We start from the raw sequence: 25,163 nt of genomic DNA, 5'->3' as shown, positions 1-25,163 counted from the left end.
GAAGCGCTGCTAGCAGCCGCAGATTCTACGCAGTTCGCCTCACCGGCGGCTGATGGTTGAGTCGATGAAGAGGATGGCCTTGTTCTGCGCGCTGCGCGGAACGGCCGCTCGTCTCTCGTGCCGCTGACTCTTCGCAGATCGAAACAGCATGAACGCCCTCTTCGGAATTGCGGCTGCGCCCGCGGCGGCCAGCACCGCCACGCATGGCCTCCAAAGCGCCTTAGGGGCGTTGTCGCGGCCGTTCGGCTCATTCTTCCAGACGGCAGTCGATCAGAGCGATTCGACCGCGAGCGCCGACGCGAAGGCCGCCGCCTCGGAAGCGACCTCGCTGGAACAGCGAGTTTCCAAGCAACTGCAAGAATTGTTCGCCTCGGCAGGCGTGCAAGCCGACGAAGAGGCGTCGATTCGCTTCGACGAAACCACGGGACTGCTGCGCGTCGACGGCCATCACAGCGCCACGGCGATCGAAGCGGCCATTAAGAGCAATCCGCAGCTGATGGACGACTTGCAGCGGTTGGCGGAATTGCAAAGCCAGTTCGATCCGGGCGTCTCGCCTGCGGATTGGGAACTGCAAGCCCGCATGACCGACGCCGGCGCCACGCTGCAGTGGCGCTAGCGGCTGCGGGGCAACGCCCCCGCCGGAGCGATGATCGGTGGAGGCTACTTGCTTAAATGATTCCGTGCTTGCTGGCTTAAGGGCGAGCCTGGTTTTGTACTCGCTCCGGCCGGTCGTTGACCGGCGGCTACTTGGCTAGTTGCTTCGCCAAACGCTCGGCGGCGTTGCGGCCGCTGTGGATGCTCTGTGGAATGCCGACGCCGCGGTAGGCGTTGCCCGCCAGTTCCAAGCCGTTGTGCGACGCGACCCGTGCTTCGATTGACTCGACGCGGGCGACGTGCCCCACATGGTACTGCGGCATCGCGTCGCGCCAGCGCATGACGTGCGTTTCGATCGGCAAGCCGTGAGCCCCAATCAAGTCGGCCATCTGCTCCGCGGCGATCTTGATCAGCTCCGCGTCGTCGCGATCGACCTTATCGGGCTGCAACGCCCCGCCAGAGAAGACGCGAACGATTGCTCGCCCGGCGGGCCCGTGGCTCGGGAATTTGACAGTGAGGAAACTCGCGGCGACGATCGGCCGGCGCTCGATCGCCGGCACAACGATGCCGAATCCGTCGAGCGGATGATCGATATCTTGGCGGTGGTACACCAGCGTGACGACGGCGCTGCTGGCGTATTCGATGGCGGCCAACTCGTTTGATAGGTCGCCGTCGAGGTGCTTCAGCAGCGGCGACGCCTGCGGTGCGTGAGCCGCGACGATCACGCCATCAAAATGCTCGAGCGGTGCACCGGGGGTTGTTCGCAAGGTCCAGTGGTTGGTGGCGTGACGTTCGACCTGCATCACCGGCGTGCGGAGCCGCAGGGCGTTGGCGGGCAGCGTTGCGACGAGCGCATCGACCAATCCTCGCAATCCGCCGCGGAGCGTCACGAACTGCCCATAGCGGGCGGCCGTCGCCGGCGCGGCGCCCGGCTCCTCCGGCTTCGCCAGCGATCGCGCTTTGCGCACCGACCGCCACAAACTGCCGTGGACCCGTTCCGCTTCGAGGAACTCGGGGTAGGTCGCGGCCAAGCTCAGCTTGTGTGCGTCGGCGACGTAGACGCCGGCGATCAGCGGCTCAACCAGCCGTTGGTAAACTTCGCGTCCCAACCGCCGAGTGGCGAAGCTGGCAACGCTCTCGTCGTAGCCGGGGCGGTTCACCTCGGCGGGGACCAGTGCGAGCGGCTCGGCCGCCAAGCGCGCTTTGCCGAGCAAGCTGAACAACGGCGACTGCAGCATCGGCTTGAGCAACTGCGGCTTCATTAACACGAAGCCTTCCGGCACCGGCACGAGTTGGCCGTCGCGAACGACGAGCGCCCGGCGATGTTGCTCGCTCGTGGGAATGAGTTGATCGGCCAGCCCCAACTCGCGGCAGAGATCGAGCGCGAACGGCGTCTTGATGAGGAAGCTGTCGGCCCCTTGCTCGAGCAGCGCGTCGTCATGGGCGAGCGTGTAGAGCGGACCGCCCAACCGGTCGCTCGCGTCGAAAAGCTGCAGTTCGGCGCGGGGAAGGAGCTTCCGCAACCGATGGGCCGCCGCTAGGCCGCTAATGCCGCCGCCGACGACCGCGATGCGCGGCGGTTGAGCGTGCGTTGATGGGTCGACGGAGGAAGGCAAAGCGTGCGGCGGGGCAGGGGGGACTTGCAGGAGATTGTTGACGCGAGCATTCTAGCCCCTGGCTCCGCAAGGGGGTGGGCTTCAATAACGCGACGCGTTGCCTTGTGGAGCGCGACCCCCTGGCGGAGCCAGGGGGCTAGAAGACAGCGACCTCTGCCTCAATTCTACCAAGTGCTCCGCGACGTTCGCCACGGCCAATACGACGGCTTGCGAGCGCCGTAGCGAATGTTCATCCCCGCGGTGAACGAAACGTTGTGTGTAGTGCTGATTCCTTCGCTCCCCCAGGCGAGATTGTCCATGATCTCCGCCCGCCACACGAGCCATGGCGTCTGTTGGAACTGAATGCCGAGGCCAAACGGCGTGCCGAGGAGATTTGCCTCAAGGCCGCCGCCGTCGTTATGGAGCGAGCCGATTTGGCTAATGCCGACGCCAGTCACGAAAAAGGGTCGGACTCGCGTATCGCCCCAGGGGTAGTAGAGGATGTTGACGTCGCTCGCCCAGTATTGCCCTGGCTGACGGTCCGACGAGCCTTCGTAAAAGATTTCAGGATCGGACCATGCAAACCGCCACTCGGTTCCCCAGTAGTAATCGAAGTCCCAACCGAACCGCAGGCCGCCAAACAGGGCGTTCGTCTGCTTGACGTGCATCGTCTTGTTCGGACTATCGCTCAGCAGTGGCCCGGCGAACCAATCGATGTGGAACGGCCGATTCAGCCAACTGCTGAAATTAAGCGGGACGTTCTTGTCGGTGAAGCGTCCCTCGGTCGACGAATGGTGGAAGCCCCAGTGACGCATGTAGTCGAAGGGGCGCAGGTGCTCGTGCGGCCGTGCCAGCGGATCAACGCCGCCAAACGAGTCGAGGGGCTCAGGGACGTCGTCCCCATCGAGGAACGATGGCTCGCCATCGGCGGGAGGCAGCACCTCTTCCTGAAGCACCGATCCTTCGTCAGGAAAGAGAGGTTCGCTCACGCCGAGCGATTGCTGAACGTCGTAGAACTCCTCGGAAGCTTCCAGCTCTTGCCCGCTGGCTGCTGCGGCTGCCCACCAACCGGCGCAGACGATCGCCGCCGCGACGCAAGCGCGCGGGACGAACCATCGACTCCAGTTGGTGACCAGCTCCATGCGAGCCGCTCAATCGCCAGGTTTTTTCGAGTGAAGAGACGCCAATGCTCACGTCGGCAGGCAGAGCGCATGCGCACGCGCCGGCCGACAAGCGGCGGGAGTATGGCGAGAAGGCTGAGGGGCGTCAACGGAAGCTGGCGGCGGACGCTAGCAGCCTGCAGCAGCGGAGCGATTCGCGTCAGTAAACGCATTGCGCCAGTAAACGCAAATAGCCCCGGGCAAGCTTGCCCGGGGCTAGATGAATGTTGTAGATCGATCGACTGCAGTGCTATCGCCGCAACGTCTTACTGGGCCGACACCGTGCGAACGGCATCGTCGTCGATGGCGGCAGCGGCCGCAGCCGGGGCTTCGACCGTTTCCGCAACGACCGTCGCCGAGGCGACGCAGGTGGCGCCGCGGTTGTCGCGGTCGGTCACAATCTGGATCGGCGTTTGCAGCTTGCCAGGGGCTTCGCCGGCAGTGAAGGTGACGTCGACGAAGTGGATCTTGCGAGCCTCTTCCGAGTCAGTCTTAAAGCCGAAGCAATCTTCGCCGCAATTGACGTCGACAATCTTGAACGGCTCTTTGCCGCGGACGGCAATCTTCTTCGTGACGTGGGCGCCTGGCTGGATTTCGCCGAGGGCGAGTTGGGCAGGCGTCACCGAGAACTCCGGCCGCACGTTGCCGCTGACGATCAGCGGGATGCGTTGGTTCTCAGCGCGGTTGTCGTTGGTGACGACCGTCAGTTGGTCCTTCACATAACCGGCGGGCAGGTTGTTCTTCAGGCGGACGACCAAGTCGTACGAGATCTTGCCGCCGGTGCGGTTCGCTTCGAGCAGTTCGACTTCGAAGTTATCGTTGTCGTTGGTGACGTCGACGATTTCCCAGTCCGAGCGGCCGGCATAGTTGACCGTGACGCGTTGTTCCTTGGCTTCGCCTTCATTCACTTCGCCGAACTCGATGGCGCCTGGATTGAAGACGACGTCGCTGCGGATGTTGCCGCTAACGTGCAGCTGAACTTCGCCGCCGTATTGGCCGCCGAGGCTCACCGTCAGGGTGGCGCCCTTCTGGCCGACGTGCGTCCGCGTGTTGAAGCGGGCCATCACGTACGCTTTTTCATGGCTCTTCAGAACGATCTGGCCATTCTCGGGGGCCTTGCCGTCGGCGGTCTCCAGCGTCGGCGAGGTGCAACCGCAGCTCGAGCGAACGCCGGTCAGGGTCATGTCCTGTTTATAAGGATTGGTGACCTCGAACTTGTAGAACGTGTCGGCCCCGCGGGCGACCGTGCCGAAGTTGTGATCGGTGACAGGGAACATCTTCTCCGCCCACGATTGCGCTTGCGCGCCGCCGGCGACAGATAGAAGAACAAGCAGAGCTAACCCCATACTGCGCAACACTTGACCGCCCTCCAATTCGAGCGAACGACGTGAGACTGCGCAATTCCCTTCGCCTCGTGGTAACCCCATCGAACGGTATCCCTTGCTCGACAGACTAATCGACCCCGCTCTGCGCAAGGTATTGTAGTGCGTAATCGGCGCTTTGCAGATAAACCGGAGCGACAGCATGAGATTTTTTCTCCCTAGGTAAACTGGGGGGAATCGCCTGTGCCGGTTAGCCAGACCTTGCGGTCGGCGGCAACTTTACTGGAGATTCGCACCCGGCGGCATGCCCTTCGGTCCTCCGAAAGTCATGCTGAGTGGGCCGGAGTCGGGACCGTGTGGCGAACCACGACGGCCATCGGCTCCAGCCCTGGAATTAGGAAGATCCCCCTTCCTCTGCTGTCTAAGCGTGAATCGAAGTCAGATGCATCGGCGAAAACCCACAAAAACTTTGCGCATCCAGCCTTCCCTCGGTATTACCCCCATGCAACCGCCGGGCCGTTTGATAGAATGCCGGTTTTCCAGGGAAGTTTGGCGCCCTCGCTGGCCGAGCGGCTGCCCCGGCATGCTTCCCGCCTGACCGTTTTCCCTCCAAACGCCCGCCCTTGGCATGCCCGACCCTCCTCGCGTCGCGATCATTGGCGTCGGCCTGATCGGTGGATCGATCGGCTTGGCTTTGCGCCAGCGCGGACTCGCCCAAGAGGTGGTCGGCGTCGGCCGGCGGATGGCCAGTTTGGAGAAGGCCCGCGAGCTCGGCGCCATCGACCGCGGCACGACGAACCTTGTGGAGGGAGTCGCCGACGCCGATTGGGTGATTATCGCCACGCCGGTCGACTCGATCGTGGACACTGTGACGGCCGTCGCCTCGGCCGCCCCCCGCGCAACGATCACCGACGCCGGCAGTACGAAGGCCCAGATCTGCCGCGAGATCAAACAACTCCCCCCCAGCGAGCCGGGGCGTCCCGCCCCCGGCACCCACTTCATCGGCAGCCACCCCCTCGCCGGCGGCCATCGCACCGGCCCCGAACATGCCCGCGCCGACCTGCTAGTCGACCGCCTCGTGCTGGTCACGCCCGAAGATAACACGCCGCCGGGATTGGTCGAGCGAACCAAAGAGTTTTGGGAAGCCCTCGGCGCCGAGGTGGTGCTGCTCTCACCCGAGGAACATGACCGCGCTTTGGCCGCAACGAGCCACTTGCCCCACCTGATTGCCGCGGCCCTGGCGTCTGCGACGCCAGAAGAATGGCTGCAACTCACCGGCGCCGGCTGGGGCGATACGACGCGGATTGCCGCCGGCTCGCCGCAGCTGTGGACGCAGATTTTTACGCAGAACCGTGCGGCGGTGCTCGACGCGCTGCGGCGGTTTGAGCACCGACTTGCACAGTTCGATGCCGCATTGAGCGGCGGCGACGTGCCCGCCCTCACCCTTGAGCTCCAGGAAGCGAAACGGATTCGAGATGCTGTGGGAGATTGACCTCCACCCCCGTGCCGGACTCCCCGACCTCGACGCCGACGGCGTCGCCGCTGACGTGATCGCGCTGCGACTCGCCCAGAAGGTGCGCGTCGCCTCGTCGCGCGGCTATCTGGTGCAAGGCCCCGAGCTGTCGCCCGAGCGGATCGAACGGCTCGCCCGCGAGCTATTTGCCGACACGGTCGCCGAAGAATATCTGGTCGGCCAGGTGAGCGATGCAAAGCTCGCCGCCGCGCCCGAGAGGATCGCCGCCGGCGAGGGAACGCAACTCGTGCAGGTGCTGCTCAAGCCCGGCGTGATGGACCCGGTGGCTCAAAGCGCCGAAGCGGGCGTCCGCGACTTCGGCTGGGAAGTCGATGCGGTCCGCACGCTGCGGAAGTACTGGATCGCCGACGCGACGGCCGAAGAGGTTCGCGCCATTAGTAGCGAGCTCCTCGCCAACGATGCGATCGAGCAAGTGATCGTCGGCCCGCTGCCGTTCGATCGCCTGCAATCGGGAAGCGCGTACAAGTTCGAGCTGAAGACCGTCGCCATTCGCGATCTCGACGCCGCTGGCTTGGTCCGCCTCAGTAAGGAAGGCCAGCTCTATCTGCAGCCGGCGGAGATGGAGACGATTCAGCGCTACTTCGTCGAGCTCGGCCGCGAACCGACCGACATCGAGCTTGAGACAGTCGCCCAAACTTGGAGCGAGCACTGCAGCCACAAGACGCTCGCCGGGCGGATCGCCTACCGCGACGAGGATGGCGATCGGCAGTTCGAGAACATGCTCAAGGAGACGATCTTCGCCGCGACGCAAGAACTGCGGCGTCGCTGGGGGAAGAACGACTGGTGCGTCAGCGTGTTCAAGGACAACGCCGGCATCGTCAAGTTCGACGACCAGTTCAACGTTGCCTTCAAGGTCGAAACGCATAACCACCCGTCGGCGCTCGAACCGTACGGCGGCGCCAACACCGGCATCGGCGGCGTCATTCGCGATACGATCGGCACCGGCCTCGGCGCCAAGCCGATCTGCAACACCGACGTCTTCTGCTTCGCCCCGCCCGACACGGCGGTCGAAGACCTGCCGACGGGCGTGCTGCATCCGAAGCTGGTGATGCGCGGCGTCGTCGAAGGCGTCCGCGACTACGGCAACCGGATGGGCATCCCGACGGTCAACGGCGCCGTTTACTTTGATCGCCGGTACCTCGGCAACCCGCTTGTCTACTGCGGCAACGTCGGACTGATCCCGTGCGACAAGTCGTTCAAGGAACCGCAGCCGGGCGACCTCATCGTCGCCGTCGGCGGTAAGACGGGCCGCGACGGCATCCATGGCGCCACGTTCTCCAGCGCCGAGCTGACCCACGAGAGCGAATCACTTTCCGGCGGGGCCGTGCAAATCGGCAACGCCATCGAGGAGAAGAAGGTTCTCGACGTGCTGCTCGAAGCTCGCGATCGCAACCTGTTCACCGCGATGACCGACTGCGGCGCCGGCGGTTTCAGTAGCGCTGTCGGCGAAATGGGCGAAAAGATTGGCGCCGAGGTCCACCTCGACAAGGCGCCGGTGAAGTACGCCGGTCTGTCGTACACCGAGCTCTGGATCTCCGAAGCGCAAGAGCGCATGGTCCTCAGCGTGCCCGAAGCGAACTGGGCCGAGTTGCATCAGCTGTGCGCGTCCGAAGGGGTCGAAGCGACAGCCATCGGCACGTTCGAACCGACCGGCCGATTGGTGCTGAAGTACAACGGCAACGTCGTGGGCGATATGCCGATGGCGTTCCTCCATGACGGCCGGCCGCCAGTGGTGCGGCAAGCGTCGTACACGTCGAAGCCAGTCGCTCCGCTGTCTACGACGAACACGATGAGCGTCGCCGATTCGCTGCAGGCGATCCTCGGTTCGCTCAACGTGGCAAGCAAAGAGTCGATCATTCGCCAGTACGATCACGAAGTGCAGGGCGGCAGCGCCATCAAGCCGCTGGTGGGCGTGCAGTGCGACGGCCCCGGCGATGCGGCGGTGGTGCGGCCGGTGCTCGGTTCGCGGCGCGGCGTGGTGATCTCCTGCGGCATGAACCCGCGGTACGGCGATTTCGATCCCTACCACATGGCGGCGAGCGCGATCGACGAAGCCCTCCGCAACTGCGTCGCCGTCGGCGCCGATCCGGCTCGCATCGCGATCCTCGACAACTTCTGCTGGGGCGATTGCGAACGGAGCGAAACGCTCGGCGCCCTCGTCCGCGCGGCGATCGCGTGCCATGACCTCTCGCTGATCTTCGAGACGCCGTTCATCAGCGGCAAGGACAGCCTGAACAACGAGTTCAGCTACTTCGACGACGCGGGGCAAAAGCAGACGATTGCCATTCCGTCGTCGCTACTGATCAGCGCGATGGGCCAGGTGGCCGACGTCGCCCAGTGCGTGACGATGGACCTGAAGCGGGCCGGCAACTTGCTCTACCTCGTCGGCGAGACGAAGGACGAACTCGGCGGTTCGCACTACACGCTGGTAAATAACCTCGACGGAGGCGCCGTGCCGACGGTCGACGGGCTGCGGGCGAAGGCGACGTTTGCCGCGGTGCACCGGGCGATCGGCGACGGGTCGATTGTCTCGTGCCACGACCTGAGCGAAGGGGGCCTCGCCGCGGCGGCGGCGGAGATGGCGTTCGCCGGCGGGTTGGGAGTTGAGGTGCAACTCGATGGCGTGCCGACTGGCACCGCCTCGCTCTCGCCCGTGGTGAAGTTGTTCAGCGAGTCGAACAGCCGATTCTTGTGCGAAGTGGCTCCCGAACATGCGGCCGTGTTCGAAGGGCAATTCGCCAGCTTGCCCGTGGCGCAGGTCGGCGTCGTTGTCGAGTCGCCGCTCGTGACGATCAAGGCGGGCGTTGAGACGCTGGTGAATGTGGCGAATGATCAATTGAAAGAGTCCTGGCAAAGCCCGTTGCGGTATTAACGTTGAGTGAGTGCCACTGCTGGCTAGTCCAGCAGTGGCACTCACTTAAGCGGCTACTGAACCCCGAACCCTGAACCCTCTCTATGACTCCACGCGTGCTTGTGCTGCGGGCCCCGGGCTCCAATTGCGACGTTGAAACGGCTTACGCCTTCGAGCAGGCGGGCGCGACGACGGAGCGGCTGCATGTGAACCGCTGGCTGGAGGCGCCGCAGTTGGCGGCCGACTATCAGATCCTCTGCCTGCCGGGCGGGTTCAGCTACGGCGACGACCTCGGCGCCGGGCGGATCCTCGGCAATCAGTTGCGGCATCACCTCGCCGACTCGCTGGCGGCGTTTCGTGATCGCGGAAAATTGATTCTCGGCATCTGCAATGGCTTTCAGATCCTCGTGAAGTCGGGGCTGCTCGACATCGATGACGAGCAAGGCCCGGCGGCGACGCTTAACTGGAACAAGTCGGGACGGTTTATTGATCGCTGGGTGAACCTCCGCGTCGCCAGCGATCGTTGCGTTTTTCTGCAGGGAATCGAAAGCATCGAGCTGCCGATCGCTCATGCCGAGGGACAATTCCTCGGGCGCGACGATGCGGCGCTCGATCGGTTCGAAGACGCTGGTCAACTGGCGCTCCGTTACGCGGAAGCGGACGGCGGCTGCAACTCACAGCCGTACAACCCCAACGGCGCCGCGCGCGACGTCGCTGGCATGTGCGACCGCTCGGGCCGCGTGTTTGGGCTGATGCCCCACCCCGAACGGTTCATCGACCGCACGCAGCATCCGCAATGGACGCGGCGGGCGAAGTTCGACGAAGGGGCTGGGTTGCAGCTATTTCGGAACGCTGTTGGTTACTTTGCTTGAATAAGAAAGATCTCACGCAAAGGCGCGAAGGCGCAAAGGAAAGACAGAAAGACTTTTGCACTCTCTTTGCGCCTTCGCGCCTTTGCGTGAGACTTATTCTTTCGGAGCTTCTGCAGGCGGGGGCATCGCATCGGCGATCCACCAGCCGAGGCGGCCGATGAGGCGCATGTAGAGCAGGACGAGCGCGACGGCGAGCCATGGGATGGGGAAGAGGGCGAGCAGATTGGCCTGTGAGAGCAGGAAATATGTAACGCCCCCCGCAGCCGCTACGGCGAGCGCCGAGACGATGTAAAACGTCGCCCAGGGGATGAAGCAGCGGACTACGCTGGCGGCGATTCGGGGCGAAAAAATCGCGAACATCGAGCCTTGCTCAAGCGCGGAGAGCACAATGAAGGGAAAGACGATCAACCAGATCGCCGCGGCGAGTGCAAACCGCTGCTCATCTGGAATCCCCACCGCCGCCTTCGTCGCGAGCCAACCGGGGAGCGCGCTGAGCATCGTCGCGATGATGATGAACCCCGTCTCGGCGTAGTCGAGCGCCATCCAGCCGGGCGGGTCGTGAAGTTCGTCGGCGCCGCCGCTGCTCTCGGTGATGATCGCCACGAAGAGGGGCGCCGCGCTGATCATCCAAAAGCCTGCGACGATGCAACCGCCGGCGTAGAACGGCAGCAGGTACAGGGCCTGCGTCCCCATCGCGTTCACGGCTGAGGCTAACAGAAAGAGCAGGCCCGTCAGCGTGAGCGAAAGCGCGACCCAACGGACCATGACCTCCGCCGAGAAGATCATCGAGAAAACGCCCTGCACGACGGGGACCGCCGGGCGATGGCGCGAACGCTGCGGCTTCTTGCGAGCGGACTGTGACGGAGCTGCCGCGGGGCGCGGAGCAGGGGAGTTTGCAGCAGGTGCATTCGCAGGACGCGAGCGCGAAGCTGGCTTTGCGGCGGGTTGCGCGGCTGGCTCTTCGACATCGTCGTCGAACGGGTCAGGCTCCAGTGCTCGAACTCCCATGCGAGCGCGGGCAGCAGCGCGGCCTTCGGCTTCGCGCGATTCAATCGATGTAAGGACAGGCGTCGGCGGCGGGACGTGCGTCTCGTCGAGTTGATACTCGTCGCCGTCGTCGACCATCACGCGCGGCGGCGGACGCTTCGCCGGTCGCGGACGCGCCAGGTTGAGATGGCCGCAGTCGGGACACTTCAATTGCGTGCCGACTTGGTCGTCGGTGGCGTACATCAGCGTCTGGCAGACTTCGCAGTGGAGCGGGTGGAGATGATCGTTCGAGATGTCGGCCATCGAGCGCGGCGATGGCGGTGGGGATGAGGGAGCTGGCGGCGGAACCGGTGCTGACGCGGCTGGGGCCGGCGGAGCGCCAATGCGGAAGACTTTGTCGCACACGTGGCATTGGCCGCGGCGGCCGGCGTCCTCGGCGCGCACGGTAAGCTTCGTGCCGCACGCGGGGCACTTCACGAACTGCGGCGATGAGTGGCTTGGATCGGGCAAGTTTTTGACGACTGCTCAAGATGGAAAAACAGGAACTCTCCTCGGCCTATTCGTAGAGGGGCATTGGCCCGGTATGCTGATGTTATGGCGCCGGCGATTCGTTTGGCAAAATGGCGAGATTTCAGCGGATAGTACGATGTGGCAAGGCATTCAGGGACATGACGAAGTTGTCGAGCAGTTCCGTCGCTCGCTGACCGCGGGACGGCTGGCGACGACCTACTTGTTCGTCGGGCCCGAGGGGATCGGCAAGCGGTCGTTTGCGTTGCAGCTCGCCAAGGCTCTCCTTTGCACGGCGAGCGATCCCGTGGCGCTCGAAACGTGCGGCCAATGCGAATCGTGCCGACTGGCAGCCTCAGGGAACCATCCCGATCTGCTGCAAATCGCCGCTCCGCCCGGCTCGAAGTCGCTGAAGATCGAGCAGTTCGTCGGGCCGCGCGAACGCCGCAACCAGGAAGGACTGTGCCACGACATCGCCCTGCGACCGATGCTCGGCCGGCGTCGCGTGGCAATCATCGACGACGCGGATTGGTTCACGCCGGAGAGTGCGAACTGCCTGCTGAAAACGCTCGAAGAACCGCCGCCGGGGGCCGTCATCTTGCTGATTGGCACCGCTCGTAGCCGGCAGTTGCCGACGATTTTGTCGCGTTCGCAGGTGATTCGATTCCGACCGTTGCCTGAGGAAGCGGTCCAAAATCTCGCGTTGGCCGAAGGGTTCGCGGCTGACGAAAAGGCGGCGGCTGAGCTGGCGAGTCGAAGTCATGGCAGTCTCACGTTAGCTCGGCAGTTGGCGGATGCTTCGCTGTGGCAGATGCGTGATCGGTTCGCGGCCCAGTGGTTGTCAGGCGAACTCGACGCCGCGCGGCTGACGCGCGAGGTCGACGAGTTCATCAACGCCGCCGGCAAAGAGGCCGACGCCCGTCGGCAGCGATTCCGCCAGCTGCTCGCCCTGGTCGCGGCGCGGCTGAGCGATTCGCTGCGCCAACTCGCCAGCGAGGGTCGCTCGGCGGACGCAACGCTCGCCGCGATCGATCGCTGCCTCGAAGCCGAGGAGCAACTCGACCGCAACGCGAACCAGTCGACGCTGCTGGAGAACTGGATCGACGACTTGGCGAGTTGCCAGACGGCGGGCCGGCTGACGGCGCGGTGAGCGCTAACCAGAACCAGTCTTGGTGTCGTGTCGCATTTGCTTCGCGGCGCGAATGCGATTTTAGGCGACACTAAGGCTTCGCTGTAACTCCTTTTGCTTGCGTCACTTCGGCGATTTATCGTGCTCTATCTGTCGCTTTTGACGCGACACTAAGAGGCGACATTAGTTAGCGACGGAGGCGAAAGGGCACTTCGTCCACCGGCGGAGCCGGTGGCTTTGGTTGGCTCCGCCTCTACGCTTCACTCGCCATGCGGAGCAACGCCCAGAAACTAAACACCCGTCCACCATGCCGCATTGAGTGGCCGAAAGCGAGCTGCAAAACGCTCTGCAGGAGCGACCTTGCGAAGCGGGCGGAATGCCCTAGAATTGACGAACGACCGCGGGACCGGCTGAGCCGCCCCCGCCCCTTCTGGAGAGGTGGCAGAGTGGTCGAATGCGCCGGTTTGCTAAATCGGTGACCGGGGAAACCTGGTTCGCAGGTTCGAATCCTGTCCTCTCCGCTCTCTATGGAAACGTTGTTTTCCGAAGCGGCCGCTGTAAGTCATCTACTCGTAGTGACTTACAGCGGCCGCTTTTTTTGTCCCAGTGAATGGGACAGCAAGAGTCGCGGTAGGGTGACGCGTTTGTCGACAGTCATGTAAGAGTCGACCTCTCACATTCGTCCTATGATGTCGCAATCAGTAACGGCCACAGGCGGCGCGTGGTTTCGCCGCTGGTTGTTTGCGGGGCGACGATCAGTTCGATCGAATTCGTCGAGCCGCGACTACGTCGCCCACGTCATCCGAGGAATCGTCGCGCGCAGGTCGTCGAGCCATTGGGAAGCGTCGACCGGTATCGGTAATTCTGGGCGGCTCAGCGGCCGCAAGCCGGCGAGAACACTGCCGACGCGGTCACGATTGAGATCGCACGGCAATGGCGCCTCGCGGGCGTCCGGCGGCATCTGTTGATCCCAGTAGCTGTTGTTGTCGAGCCACGAGAGGACGTCGGCGAGCGCCGCGACGTCTTCGGGTTGGACAATGTTGCGGGCGAACTCTCGCTGCACGTCGGCGACGTCGGCGGCAGGGTCTTGAGCCAATCGTCCGAACCCATACGTATTGGCGAGCTGCAGATTGGGCAGATAGAGATTGCCCATGACGCGATCGAGGCCCGCCGCGCGCAGGCTTTGCAGCATCGCTTTGATGTAACGCAATTCGACGTGGACCAGCCCCCATTGAGGCGCCCGGGCTGTGTCGTCGTCCATCAGGAAGTGCGGCCAGCCCATCACGTGCCGACCCGAATCGAGAATCGACTGCACGTCGGCGAGCGTCGGGAACACAGGGGTCTGCTGCTTGCCGCCGAACGAAGAGAAGACGAGCGGTCGGTACAGATTATGGCAGGGCAGGGCGAGGTGGACGTTCGCCGGCATGCCGCTTAGCGCGGCGACGACGGCTTGGCTGCCGGGGGTCTCTTTGGAGAACACGTTGTTCCAACCCTTGGGGATCGGATACTCGCCCCAGAACGAGATCGACCACGTGTTTGCGTAGAGCGGCGCAGCGGCATTCTGCTTCTGCAAGCGATGGGCGAACTCTTCGACGTACCGCATGTAGTCGTTGACGCCGCACGCGCCGCAGTTGCAGGCGCCCCAGTCGGCGGCGAACTCTTCGAAGAAGTCGGCCTCCTTGTACGTCTGCATGTACCAGGATTGTAAATCGACGGTCTTCTGGAAGTTGTCGCCCTGACGTGGGCAGAGTTGCACGGCGCGGTTTTTACTCTGGTCGCCCGGCTCTTGATCCGCGGGCACGGTGCTGACGACGGTGTTCGACAAGATATAGCCGAATTGCAATCCAAGCTCGTGAGCAAGATCGAGCACCTGCAATCGATCGGCGATCTTGTTGCGTTCCAACTCGGTCGACGGCAACCGGTTGAACTCGAGCATCGTCGAGAACTCGACGGCGTTGACGCCGCACGCCGAGAGCCACTTGATCTGTCGGCTCCACTGGGCCTCCTCCCAGTGGAGCGGCGCCAGACGCTGCGGGTCGGCGGTAAACCCGTCGTGGAAATAGACGCCGCGGAGGTCGAATCCACCCGCGCCTGGCTTCTCCTGCGCAGCGGGCGCCGGCTTTGTTTCACCAAACAGCGGGCTGGCTGCGCCGAAAGAAAGGCTTGAAGCGGCGGCCCCTACGAAGCAGGCTTTGCCAAAGTCGCGGCGATTGACTGATTGATTTGGCAGACTCGACGGCATCTTAGAAACTCCTCGGTCGATGAATCGGCGCAGTGTGACTGTGCGCGACGAAGCTGCGGCCGACGGCCCCGCATTCATTCGATGCTCGCGTCAAGCGCCGACCGCCAAACGTGAGCCATCAGCGACGCTCCGTCCATCGTGGCGTGAACGCCGTCGGCCGCCCAGCGTTCGGGCGGGGCCAGGGCGACGGCTCGGTCCATCATTTCCTGAAGCGGAGCCAGCACCGCGTCGGCGCGTGCGGCGACGGTGCGAACCGCTTGACGGAACTGATCGAACATCGGAAACCATTTGTCGTTGATCACGCCGCAGCGGAGGACGAAAGGTTCGCAAACGATCAGCTTCACGCCGGGCAAGGATTGCTTCGTAAGCGCTAGCAAGGCGTGGTAGTCGGTCTCAAATCTTTCGAGCGACTGCTCAATCGTGTTTGTTTCCAACGCGCGGGAGGCGTCGTTCACGCCGATGAGAACGCTAACTAGGTCTGGCTTGAGATCGATGCAATCCGCCTGCCAGCGTTCAGCCATGCCTTGTAGCGTGGAGCCGCTGACTGCGCGGTTGAGCAGGGCAATCCCAGCATCGGGGTAGTCGACGAGCAGTTGCGATCCGGCCAACCACGCGTAGCCATTGCCTAGCTCGTCTGGAAGCGATTTGCCGGCGCTCGCGTCCCGCTTCCGACCGGCGTCGGTGATTGAGTCACCCTGAAAGAGAATCCGTCGGCCGGTCGGCCAAGCGGGGGCTGCAGGCTCGTCCGCGATCGCCAATGCGGGCGCCATTGCCGCCGCTCCGAACAAGGAGGCGCTAATGGCATTGAACTGACGACGCGACGGACGGGAACTGGTACTCGACGTTTGCTCGGCCGGCGTGCCGGCGTCATGTTTATACGATCGTCGGTTCATGTTTTCATTTCCCTAGGAACGGCAATTGGATCGCCCAGTGGCCTCAGCGCGGGCTAAAAGTTTTCGCGATTCCAACCCTTCTTGATCCACCCGACGTAGTTGCCGAGCGGCGTGTGAGTCGCGGCGAACGTCGGCGACGACGCCATCAGCGCAGCGAATTCCTGCGAGAGCTGGTCTGTGCGATCGGGCTCGCCGATCGCGGCGCCGATGAGCGCGATAGCTTTCGAAGTCGTGGCGAGCCACTCCAGCTCTTCCGCCTTCTGCGGGCCGAGCGAATTCAACGCGGAGGCGACGAGCGATTCGATTTGCTTTCCCTTCGCGAGATGATCTTGATTCTCGGCCCCCTCGCACATGAACGAATCGAGCAACACGAGCGCCTCGTAGAGCTGATCGGCCGCCTCGGCGTTGTCGTTAGCGATCCACTCCACGTACTCGCGCAACGCCTCGTGCGGATCGGCGGAGGAGTTCCAGAAGAACCGCGACGCGATGTACGAATTGGCAAACTTGCTCGGCTCTTCAATTCGCATGTGATGCACGGCGTCGACTTGGTACTGGCGAGCCGCTTCCATCGTGGGGGGAAAGTAACCCAGCATCGGAATCAACAGGTTGCAACCGCTCTCCACGTTCGTGGGAAAAATGAACCCGTTGCGGCGGAGCCCGCGCTTCATGGCCGGCTCGAGCGTCGTGCCGCCGTTGGTGAGGCGGTCGATCACCGTCAGTTCCACCTCCGACTTGGGGTCGGCGTCTCGATATCGCTGAAGCAGATCGAGGAACTGATCCTGGCATTTGACTTTGTAGGTTTCTTCCAACGCCCAAATCGCCCACAGATGAACCTGATAGCGTGCGGCGGGATTGGCCTGCTTCACGATCGAACGGAAGGCGTCGACTTGCTCCATCATGCGAAGCGCCTGATGCTCGCGGCAATTTTGTTGGTCGGGCCCGCAGAAGCAGCCGCCCGGATCGTAGAAGACAAGGCTAAACTCGTCGGCCTCGCGGAACCAGTTCACCTCGCTGGCGTAAGCGTCGGTCGCCAGATCGCGCACGCCGTTCCAGGAATAGGGGCCGAGCGTCAAACGATCGGGAGCGGCCCAACAGGCGACTGGAAAACCATGTTTGGCGTATTCGATCGACGCCTTCGCGGTTAGCTCGTTCGCTTTGAAGATGTCGCGCGGGATCAGCGTCGGCGAGAACTGGTGCGTGACCTTCAAGCCACGCTGGTGCGCGTAGCGAATCATCGTGGCGATTCGCTCGTGCAACGTGCGATTGAACTTGTTATTCGTCGCGGGCGACTTGTCGAAGCAAAGATGCTCGGACCACAGGAAAAAGTAGATGTGCGTGAACTGAGCGCAAACGGCCTTATCGACCCAGTGGCGCCACTGCTCGTCGGTCCAATTGATCGGCGTGAGATCGCCCAAATCTTGCCAGGCGACGTTGTAGTAAACGCCGCGCTCTTCGAAGCTGGGGCGAAAGACTTCGTGATAGCCCCCCTCTTTGGCCGTACGTTCCTTTTGCAGCAGCAACTCGCCCTGGTCGCGCTGCAAATGCGTCCGCAAGTGCGACGCGGCGTAGATGGCGCCCAAGGGATTCCAACCGGCGGCGACGATCACCTTGCCAGAGTCGCCGGCGGCTGGTTTGACGCTTACCACATAGCCTTGCTGCTGCACGAACTTTGGTTCGTCACGCAGCGCCGCCTCGAGCTTTCGACCAGCCAAATGCTCAGCCGCCATGCTGTTGTGATCGCACTGGCCCACTACGAGCAGATTAGATGATTCGCGCTGCTCCGCCGTAAGTGCGGTGTCGGCGACGACCGAAACCGGCATTCCCAACAGCGCGGCGACGCCTTGCTGCAGCGCGGTGATGTTCTCGACGACGGCCGGCGATTCGTTCGTACCGGTGACGATCAGCCATGGCCGAGCGTCCGCCTGGGCGATCGCGGCGGAGGCGCTCGTGACGCACGCCGCGAGAGCAATGAACATGCGGAGGATCGTCATCTACTTTCCCCTAAGGCGGAGGTTTTAATCAGTGAAGGCGGTCGGAACCGATGGCAAGCGGTTCAGAGCCGAGCCGTCGAGCCAGCGGTAGATCGCGTCGTCGGCCAGCTGCTCATCGCGTTCCGGCCGACCGGCACTAGTCACTTCGCCACGTCTCGGACGGGGCGCCGTCCATCCAGCCTCTTCGTTCGCAATCGAGCGAGACTTCTGCGAGTGCTCTTCGGCAAACAACGCCATCAAGCGGTCAATCGCTGGGCGGCTTGATTGAAGTTGAAACGACTGCAACTCCAAACCATTCAACGCAGCCAGAGCCGACGCCGAGTCTTGCCCCTCAACGTTCGCAGCGGCGCTAAAAGATTCCGACGACTCCGAAGCTGCGACGCTGGAACGTTCACTCACGCTCGCCTCGGTCGCGGCGACTGCCAACGAGACTGCGGTTCTGGCAGCCTTTTGCCCGAATCGCGTCCGCCAGATAGCCAAGTCGTCGGCATCGACGTCGCGATCGAGATCGGCGTCTCCCTGGGCTGCCGTTGCGTTGCCCGACGCCCCGAAGCCTCGTTGCCAGGCCAGGAAGTCGGCGCCGTCGACGATGCCATCGTTGTTGAAGTCGGCCGATTGCTCGACAGCCGAATCGACGGCGTCGATGTTGATCAGGAACCCGCTCTGCTTGGTGAGCGTCAGCGTGTGATTGCCGTTGGTTAGCCCCCTGGTGAGGATGAACGGCATCTTATTCGTATAGTTGGAGCTTTGCAGGCTGACGGTCCCTGAACCGCCGGCGCCGCCGTCGATGCTCCACGCAATCACGCCATAATCGCCGCGCAACGTGGCGGCGATGCCGACAGCCGTGCCGGTGAACGGGATCGTCACCGAGGCGGCGTTCTCCGTCGTGAAGTGCCACGAACCGCCGCTAGGCGTCCCTTCGTTGGTGGAGGCCCATTGCCCGCTGTACGTCAGCAGTTGGCGATCGTCCTCGCGACGCAAACGATTGTTGTTCTGAACGACGACGCCGTCGATTTGGATGGCCGTGCTGGCCGCGCCGCCGATCTTCTTGATCGTCAACACATGGAGCGTCTGCGCCAAACCCGTGGCGAGCAGCGTTTCGACTTGATCGGTCCGCGTGGCGGCATTCATCTGGATCGTCCCCGATCCGCCCGCGCCGCCATCGATCGACCACGAAGCCGTCGCCCCTTGTTGCCACAGCGAGTGAATCAGCGAGACGCCGCTGCCGGAGAACACGATGTTCACTTCGCTGTTAATGGTCGAGTTCTTGATCGCGGTGCCGCCGGAGAATGCAGCAGACGATTCCGTCGTCCACTGCGTGTCGCGGGCGTACGAAAAACTGCCGTCCGTTTGTTCCACGCGCCCGTCGAGTTGTTTGAAGAGCGTCGGGTAGGCCGGCGCAGCAAACTCTAAGTAGTCCCCGGACAACCCTACCGATCCGGCGACGGAGGTCGGAATGTTCAGGCGGAGGAAATCGTAAATGATTCCCAGCGGATGGTTCTGATTGGTGGTCGTCTGCCAGAACTGCGAAAGATACGCCTCCATGCGTTGCAAGGCCCCCGCCGAGCCGGCTGAATGGAAGGCAGCCTCCATTTCAGCAGCTTCCGCCCGGCTCAGCGGCGCGATCAACGCCGCGACTGCGGGGTACTGATCGTTGAGGTAGCTTTGCGATTGAGCTGCCAAATTGCCGATGTAGGCGGCGTCGTGCAAGAACTGAATCTGATCCCGCAGCATTTGCACCCACGCGGCGGCCGTGATCTGCATCGGAATCTGCGACACAGCGCGAGGATCGGTCACAGCGGTGATGTTCGCCAACGCGGAGTTCAAGTAGCCGAGCTGAGCGGCGCTGTAGCGCGTGGTAAACGGCGCCGCCACGTTCACCGGCTGCAACGCGGCGGCCGTCCAATTGGCGATGCCGCTCACGGAATCCCAAAAATCGCTGAGGCTGCCGATCGCATTGGCGAGCGCCGTCTGCTGCGCCGGCGGCTCGACCAAAAACGCGGCGAATTCTTTTAGCAGCGTTGCTTCGCTCAGATTCACGTCATCGAGCAGCCGCGAGTAGACGTACAGCGACGGCAACTGTTCCGTCGGGTGCGAGATGTGGGCGATGACACTGTCGATGCCCTGCGCCTTGATCTTTCCAAGATAGTTTCTCGTCCAATCGAAGTGCAGCTTCGTGTGGCCGACGGGAAATTCGTGATCAATCAGAAAGAAGGGCCACGCGTCGACGTCCCGCCCCGTGGCTTGCAAAGAATTGGTGAGCGCGTCGTCGTTGCCGTGCGTGCTCAGCGGCACGTCGCTCGGCAGGCGCGACTGCTGAACCAAAAATTCAGCCAGCTGCGAACTGTAGCCGGGCGACGTGCCCCACCAGTTGAGGCCCCATGTTTCCGCCACGACGCTGGCCGACGGATTCACCTGCCTGGCGGCGTACCGCATCGCGATTTGCAGCGAGACCAATTCCGAAACGTTGCTCGGATTCCCGAGCGGCGACGGCGTTTCGAATGCGTAATTGATGCCGGCGCTCGAAGGCGAGCCGCCGGGGTCCTCGCCCCCCATCACCCACTCATCGACCCAGGCGCCATACTTGTTCGCCCAGTATTGGTAGTCGCCGAGCAGCGTCTGCCAGTTGGGATCCGCAGGGCTATTGCCCGGCGACAAAATCCGCCAGGGATTGGTGAGATCACCGTGCCACGTCGTGCCGAAGACGATTGAAGTGGTCATCCCGCGCTGCTTCGCCGATTGCAGCACCTGCACCCACAACGCTTCCTTCGCCAATTCCGCCGGCGTTTGAGCCGGGCGTTCCGACCATGGCGCCCGCATCAGCTGGAGATGATTGAAGTTCAAGAACTCCATCTGGTCGAGCCAGGTCTCCCACTGTGCGAAGGTCCAGTCCTTCGGCGCCCACACGCCTTGGTACGCGCTCAGCGTAAAGACGTACACGCCGCGAGTCGTCGCCCAGGGCTGTGTTTGCGCCTGGGCGTCTTCCGTTGCGGTCGCCATGGCCGCGAAATCTGCGGCGAGATCGGCAGCAGGCTCAGCAGCCGGCGTCTCCGCGGCAAGCACATCCAGCACCGGCGCGTCGCCAGCCAAGAGCTGTCGCGGCTCCAGCAGTTCAATATGGAGAGTGCGTCGCCGCAACTGCGAGAAGTTCATGTCGAATCAAGGCGTCAATCAATGGTGCAACCAGAATGACGAGAACGGGCGGCCGTCCGGGTTGACGACCGCCCGCTCCGTCCCCAACCAAGCGAGGTTTATGCTTGCCGACGATTCCGCAAGCAAGCGAGCAGCGAGAGGCCGAGCAAGCCGATCACGCCCGCCGCCGGTTCCGGCACGGCGGCCGCGACGGTCGTGGCGGCGGCGCCGAACTGCGTCTTCCAAATGGCAAGGTCAGCGGCGTTGACGATCGAGTCGCCGTTCGCGTCGCCCTGCTGCAGCGTCGAACCAGAACCGAAGCCCTGCTGCCAGATCAGGAAGTCGCGACCGTCGACGACGCCGTCGACGTTGAAGTCGGCGTTGTTCTGGATGACGACGCCGGAATCATACACCGCGAGCGCATCGAAGATGTTGTAGCCCAAGCCGGTGGGAATGGCGCCGCCGGCGCTCGAGCCGCTGACCGTGATGCTCAGGGTGTGCTCGCCCGAGGAGAGTCCGTTGACGACCAACTCCGGCCAACGCACGGCAAATCCGTGCACGTCGAGGTCGAGGGTTTGGTCGACGGTTCCCGAACCTCCCAGTCCGCCGTCGACGGCCCAATCGTAGACGCCGGTGATGCCGCCCCAGTTGAAACCGTAGAGCGCGAAGGCCGTGCCCGTGAAACTGATATCGAGCTTCTCGTCGGCTCCCGGCGTACCGGAACGCGTTCCTTCATAGACCGGCGAGTCGCCGACCCCGATATCCCAGGCCGATGGGTCGACGTAGTTCCAGTTCCCCGAGAAGTTGCTGTCGTCGTCGAACGTCAGGGGCGTCTCGTCGTAGACGTCGAAGGCGTCGATGAACGCCCGCCACTTGCCGCCTTGCCCGCCGTTGAGTCCGTCGGAATCGTTCACCTTCAGGCGAAGCATGTAAATCTTGTCGGCAGTCAGCGTTCCTTGCGCAGCAAGCGTCACTTTCTGGCCGACCGGGGCGCCGGGGGTGTAGGTATCGACGGTGCCTGAAGAAACGACTTGGAACTCGTTGTTTGAACCTGAAGTGACGATCTCCCAGTCGTAGCTTTCACCGGCAGCGTCGTTGATTTGGAGGACGTCGAGACCGGTGCCGACGAACGGCAAACGGAGTTCGGCGGAGCCGTAATACGCGGGGCCCCGGCCGGCGTTCGCCATCAACCGCGCGTTGTATTCCGACTGATCGAACAGCAGCAGCGAGTAGCCGTCGGAAGCGGCGGCGCTGTACGCAGCGTCGCCAGCGCTGTAACCGACGTCGAAGGTGCCGTTAAAGTAGCGAATTCCCACGTCGTTCTGCCCGGTGGGGTTCGTCTTGCTCACTTGATGCCGCGTCGTTTGGGCCACCGCTGGCGCGGCAACGATCGCGGCGCTCAACGCGACGGCGAGCGCTTGCAGCATTGGCGAAAGAGTCAGTCTCCGCGCTCGTTGTGGCGCACGCCCCTGGCCCCGCTGAACGCTGGCCGCGCAGGCGACTTCAGAGACTGGACATTCGGTACTCATCAGGGAGTCTCCTCTTGAGATTCGGGGATGTAACTTAGTTGTAACTGCAATCTGGCTGACGGGCGCGCGAACGGCGTGGCCGCCGAGCGTCCGCAACCCATAGAAAAATGGTTCAAAAACGCGAGCAGCCTGAAGCGACGCCGCGCCTGGCGCGCAGCGAGAGACGGAGCAATCCCGAGCGAGAACCGCTCGAGCATTGATGCGATGAAAGAGACGAATCTCCACTCGCAAGAAAAGCTTTACTTCGATCTCTTCGCGAGCAATTCTGAACTAACGGCGACAAGAAAAATGGCGTCCGCACACATTTACCTCCCGCCGCCCAAGACGATAGGTGACCGCTGCATGCCTGTCTTTTCCATCTCCCACGTGACGATCTTCTTTGGAATCGGCTTGTGTTCGATGTAAACAAACATTAACATAGTCAAACATTCGTGTCAACGATTCGTAATCGTTCCGACAAGAAAAGATGAAGACCGCACGATGGCGAACATCGCCGTTGCGGAGATCGAAGAGCAGGACGCGAGCAGCGACGAATGAGGCGCATTTAATGCGCAACAGCTCGTCGGCGGCAGTGGCAGACTTTCACCCGGAACGCGCATGGGGTACTTTCCACATGCGGAGTTTCCGCTTTTGCGGTTTGCCACCCACAGCCTTCATGCGTCACGTCCTATGGGAAATGCGGTTCGCGACAAAAAGCTCATTGAGATGATCGCCGCCCACGGCGAATGCTCAATCGATCAGTTGGCCACGGAATTGGGCGTCAGCGACATGACGATCAGACGCGATCTGCAGTCGCTCGCCGAAAGCGGCAAGATCATTCGCACCCACGGCGGGGCGGCCATGGCGGAAAGCGTGAGCTTTGGTTTTGAATTCCTGAAGAAGTACGGCCAACACCAAGAGGCCAAAGAGGCGATCGCCAAGCTGGCGGCCGGCAAGGTCGAAGAGGGCCAATCGGTGCTCCTCGACTCGGGCACGACGACGCTCGCGATCGCCACGCAGTTGCGTGCGAAACCGAACATCACCGTCGTCACCACCTCGCTGCCGATCGCTTCGCGGTTGCAGTACGCGCCGAAGGTGGAGGTGTTATTGCTCGGCGGCTACGTCCGACCAACGTCGCCCGACTTAGTCGGCGCGTTGACAGAATCCAACCTCGAATCACTGTGCGCCGACATCGCCTTCATCGGCGCCGCCGGCATCGACCACAAGGGCATCGTTTATCAGCAATCGCCGGAAGTCGCCAAGATGCTGGCCACGATGGTGAAGTCGGCCAAGGTCGTGTACTTGGTCGCGGATAGCTCGAAGTTCGGCAAGACCGCGCTCTGTCGCTGCGGGAAACTACAAGATTGGGACGGAATCATCACCGACCGCGGCGTTGACAAGAAGCTGGTCGAATCGTTCGCAAAGAAAGGGGTTCAAGTTCTGCTCGCGTAGCTAGGCGCCTAGCAACCGCGCGAGAACTTGCTGGCACGATGAGCTCAAGTTATGCGTTGGTTGCGGGAGCCGCAGCGGTCGACATTAGTCCGACCCGCAGCCTCTTCCTGTTCGGTTACCCGAACGTCGAACGGAACAGCACGGGCGTCAACGACCCGCTTCTTTGTTCGGCACTCTATCTGAGCGACGGAAACGTCGCGCAGCTCTTCGTGGCGTGCGACGTCATTTTCGTCGAGCGCGGGCTGGCGCTGCGTGCGAAAGCGTGCATCGAGCGTGCCACGGGAATCCCCGCCGCCCACATTTTGATCTCGGCGACGCACACACATTCGGCGCCGATGACGATGACGATGCTCAGCAACGCGGCGGATCCGCGTGTTCCCGCGATCGATCCTGCGTTCGTGCAAACGCTCGAAGACGGCATCGTCGCCGCCGCTGTGCAAGCCTACGAAACAAAGCGTCCCGCGGAGCTTGGCGTCGCCGTCGCCGACGCCTCGGCGGTGGGAAGCAACCGCCTCGACCCATCGGGACCGTCGGACCCGACCGCGCCGGTGATGTCGGTGCGCTGCGCTCAAAGCCACGCGCCGATCGCGGTGCTGCTCGTCTGCTCGATGCACCCCACGGTGTTGCGTGAAACGTCGACGCTCGTCAGCGGCGACTTTCCCGGACTCGCCCGCAAATACCTGCAGGAGCGCACATTCGGCAGCAAGATTCCCGTCATCTACCACACCGGCCCATGCGGCAACCTGAGCCCCCGGCACGTCGTCCGCGAAAACACGGTCGCCGAAGCGACGCGCCTCGGCTATCTGCTCGGCGCCGCCGTCGAAGCAGCGATGCGTAGCATTGAATACTCCTCGACGCTGCGACTCAGTTGCCGGTCGGACAGCTTGCGATTCCCACTACGGAAGTTTCCCACCGTCGACGCCGCGGACGAGTTGCTGCATCAAGCCGAAGCCGATTTCCGGCAACTTCAAGCCGCCGCGGCCGATCCCCGCACGATTCGCACGGCGGAATGCAAACTGTTCGGCGCGGAAGAAACCGTGGCCTTGAGCCGCGCCTCCGAGCAAGGCTTCGTGGCGCAAGCCGCCGAGGAGGTGCTGCCTGCCGAGCTGTCGATCTTCCAGATCGGCGATTGGCACTACGTCGGTTGGCCAGGCGAGCAGTTTGTCGAGTTCTCGCTCGAAATCAAAGCCCGCTATCCGCAGTGCTGCATCATCAGCATGGCGAACGGCGACCTGCAGGGATATCTCGTGACCGCCGACGCGGTGCGCGACAAAACCTACGAGTCGCTCAACGCGATTTTCGAAAGCCCCGCCTCGGGCAATTTGCTCGTCGGTCGCACGCTGGAACTACTTTCTCAAAACTAGAGCTAACGGCGACGAGCAGAGAGCTCGTCG

18 protein-coding genes and 1 tRNA gene are annotated in these 25,163 nt (G+C 63.0%); 10 read left to right on the top strand and 9 right to left on the bottom strand.

Annotated elements, in window-relative coordinates; genetic code table 11:
- Positions 1 to 148 precede the first annotated feature (148 nt).
- Positions 149 to 616, top strand: coding sequence for a hypothetical protein (locus tag PLANPX_RS03820; protein ID WP_152097444.1), 468 nt, complete (start codon positions 149 to 151; stop codon positions 614 to 616).
- Between the two features lie 127 nt (positions 617 to 743).
- Here the strand turns inward: PLANPX_RS03820 and hemG are convergent, their stop codons facing one another.
- Together hemG and PLANPX_RS03810 are read right to left on the bottom strand one after the other, a co-directional pair.
- The gene (hemG, locus tag PLANPX_RS03815) at positions 744 to 2,210 is read right to left on the bottom strand and encodes a protoporphyrinogen oxidase (protein ID WP_172991849.1); all 1,467 of its coding nucleotides are present in this window, start codon (positions 2,208 to 2,210) and stop codon (positions 744 to 746) included.
- A 164-nt stretch (positions 2,211 to 2,374) separates the two neighbouring features.
- The gene (locus PLANPX_RS03810; RefSeq protein WP_152097442.1) at positions 2,375 to 3,331 is read right to left on the bottom strand and encodes a hypothetical protein; all 957 of its coding nucleotides are present in this window, start codon (positions 3,329 to 3,331) and stop codon (positions 2,375 to 2,377) included.
- 44 nt (positions 3,332 to 3,375) lie between these two features.
- Here PLANPX_RS03810 and PLANPX_RS27130 point away from each other — a divergent pair, with 44 nt between their 5' ends.
- Positions 3,376 to 3,516 (top strand): hypothetical protein, encoded by a 141-nt coding sequence (locus PLANPX_RS27130; RefSeq protein WP_172991848.1) that lies wholly within the window; start codon positions 3,376 to 3,378, stop codon positions 3,514 to 3,516.
- A 99-nt stretch (positions 3,517 to 3,615) separates the two neighbouring features.
- On the opposite strand, the gene PLANPX_RS03805 is transcribed toward PLANPX_RS27130, so the two are convergent.
- A complete protein-coding gene (locus tag PLANPX_RS03805) occupies positions 3,616 to 4,626 on the bottom strand; it encodes a DUF1573 domain-containing protein (RefSeq protein ID WP_172991847.1) in 1,011 nt (336 codons plus the stop codon).
- Positions 4,627 to 5,299: 673 nt separating this feature from the next.
- Here PLANPX_RS03805 and PLANPX_RS03800 point away from each other — a divergent pair.
- The 3 genes from PLANPX_RS03800 to purQ all read left to right on the top strand — a co-directional run bounded on the left by PLANPX_RS03800 (position 5,300) and on the right by purQ (position 9,928).
- A complete protein-coding gene (locus PLANPX_RS03800) occupies positions 5,300 to 6,163 on the top strand; it encodes a prephenate dehydrogenase (RefSeq protein WP_152097440.1) in 864 nt (287 codons plus the stop codon).
- Complete coding sequence (purL, locus tag PLANPX_RS03795) at positions 6,147 to 9,077, top strand: phosphoribosylformylglycinamidine synthase subunit PurL (protein WP_152097439.1); 2,931 nt, start codon at positions 6,147 to 6,149, stop codon at positions 9,075 to 9,077. Before PLANPX_RS03800 ends, purL begins: the two co-directional genes overlap by 17 nt.
- Positions 9,078 to 9,160: 83 nt before the next feature.
- Positions 9,161 to 9,928 (top strand): phosphoribosylformylglycinamidine synthase I, encoded by a 768-nt coding sequence (gene purQ / locus PLANPX_RS03790; RefSeq protein ID WP_152097438.1) that lies wholly within the window; start codon positions 9,161 to 9,163, stop codon positions 9,926 to 9,928.
- A gap of 93 nt (positions 9,929 to 10,021) precedes the next feature.
- Here the strand turns inward: purQ and PLANPX_RS03785 are convergent, their stop codons facing one another.
- On the bottom strand, positions 10,022 to 11,218 hold the full coding sequence (locus PLANPX_RS03785; protein ID WP_152097437.1) for a hypothetical protein: 1,197 nt from the start codon (positions 11,216 to 11,218) through the stop codon (positions 10,022 to 10,024).
- Between PLANPX_RS03785 and PLANPX_RS03780 the strand changes: the two genes are divergently transcribed.
- Both PLANPX_RS03780 and PLANPX_RS03775 read left to right on the top strand, forming a co-directional pair.
- Positions 11,208 to 12,572, top strand: a complete 1,365-nt coding sequence (locus tag PLANPX_RS03780) for an ATP-binding protein (protein ID WP_152097436.1) — start codon at positions 11,208 to 11,210, stop codon at positions 12,570 to 12,572. The two genes, PLANPX_RS03785 and PLANPX_RS03780, sit on opposite strands and share 11 nt — an antisense overlap.
- Before the next feature lie 411 nt (positions 12,573 to 12,983).
- Positions 12,984 to 13,072: transfer RNA gene (locus tag PLANPX_RS03775), tRNA-Ser, on the top strand.
- 263 nt (positions 13,073 to 13,335) lie between these two features.
- Here the strand turns inward: PLANPX_RS03775 and PLANPX_RS03770 are convergent.
- The 5 genes from PLANPX_RS03770 to PLANPX_RS03750 form a co-directional block, all read right to left on the bottom strand.
- Positions 13,336 to 14,793: a hypothetical protein gene (locus tag PLANPX_RS03770; protein WP_152097435.1), complete on the bottom strand. Its 1,458-nt coding sequence runs from the start codon at positions 14,791 to 14,793 to the stop codon at positions 13,336 to 13,338.
- 74 nt (positions 14,794 to 14,867) lie between these two features.
- Positions 14,868 to 15,686 carry an SGNH/GDSL hydrolase family protein gene (locus PLANPX_RS03765; protein WP_152097434.1) on the bottom strand — a complete coding sequence of 273 codons (819 nt, stop codon included), beginning with the start codon at positions 15,684 to 15,686 and terminating at the stop codon, positions 14,868 to 14,870.
- Between the two features lie 53 nt (positions 15,687 to 15,739).
- The gene (locus tag PLANPX_RS03760) at positions 15,740 to 17,662 is read right to left on the bottom strand and encodes a hypothetical protein (RefSeq protein ID WP_152097433.1); all 1,923 of its coding nucleotides are present in this window, start codon (positions 17,660 to 17,662) and stop codon (positions 15,740 to 15,742) included.
- Positions 17,663 to 17,701: 39 nt separating this feature from the next.
- Entirely contained in the window at positions 17,702 to 20,830 is a 3,129-nt protein-coding gene (locus tag PLANPX_RS03755) for a hypothetical protein (protein ID WP_152097432.1), read from the bottom strand.
- A gap of 98 nt (positions 20,831 to 20,928) precedes the next feature.
- Positions 20,929 to 22,236 (bottom strand): dockerin type I domain-containing protein, encoded by a 1,308-nt coding sequence (locus PLANPX_RS03750; protein WP_172991846.1) that lies wholly within the window; start codon positions 22,234 to 22,236, stop codon positions 20,929 to 20,931.
- A gap of 177 nt (positions 22,237 to 22,413) precedes the next feature.
- Here PLANPX_RS03750 and PLANPX_RS03745 point away from each other — a divergent pair, with 177 nt between their 5' ends.
- From PLANPX_RS03745 to PLANPX_RS03735, 3 genes are all read left to right on the top strand, one after another.
- Entirely contained in the window at positions 22,414 to 22,743 is a 330-nt protein-coding gene (locus PLANPX_RS03745; protein WP_152097430.1) for a hypothetical protein, read from the top strand.
- A gap of 264 nt (positions 22,744 to 23,007) precedes the next feature.
- Positions 23,008 to 23,769, top strand: a complete 762-nt coding sequence (locus PLANPX_RS03740; protein ID WP_172991845.1) for a DeoR/GlpR family DNA-binding transcription regulator — start codon at positions 23,008 to 23,010, stop codon at positions 23,767 to 23,769.
- Between the two features lie 38 nt (positions 23,770 to 23,807).
- Positions 23,808 to 25,133, top strand: coding sequence for a neutral/alkaline non-lysosomal ceramidase N-terminal domain-containing protein (locus PLANPX_RS03735; RefSeq protein WP_152097428.1), 1,326 nt, complete (start codon positions 23,808 to 23,810; stop codon positions 25,131 to 25,133).
- The last annotated feature ends 30 nt before the right edge of the window (positions 25,134 to 25,163 follow it).

It is taken from the genome of Lacipirellula parvula, from assembly GCF_009177095.1.
Classification (GTDB): Bacteria; Planctomycetota; Planctomycetia; order Pirellulales; family Lacipirellulaceae; genus Lacipirellula; species Lacipirellula parvula.
This window is presented reverse-complemented; position numbering and strand designations above follow the sequence as displayed.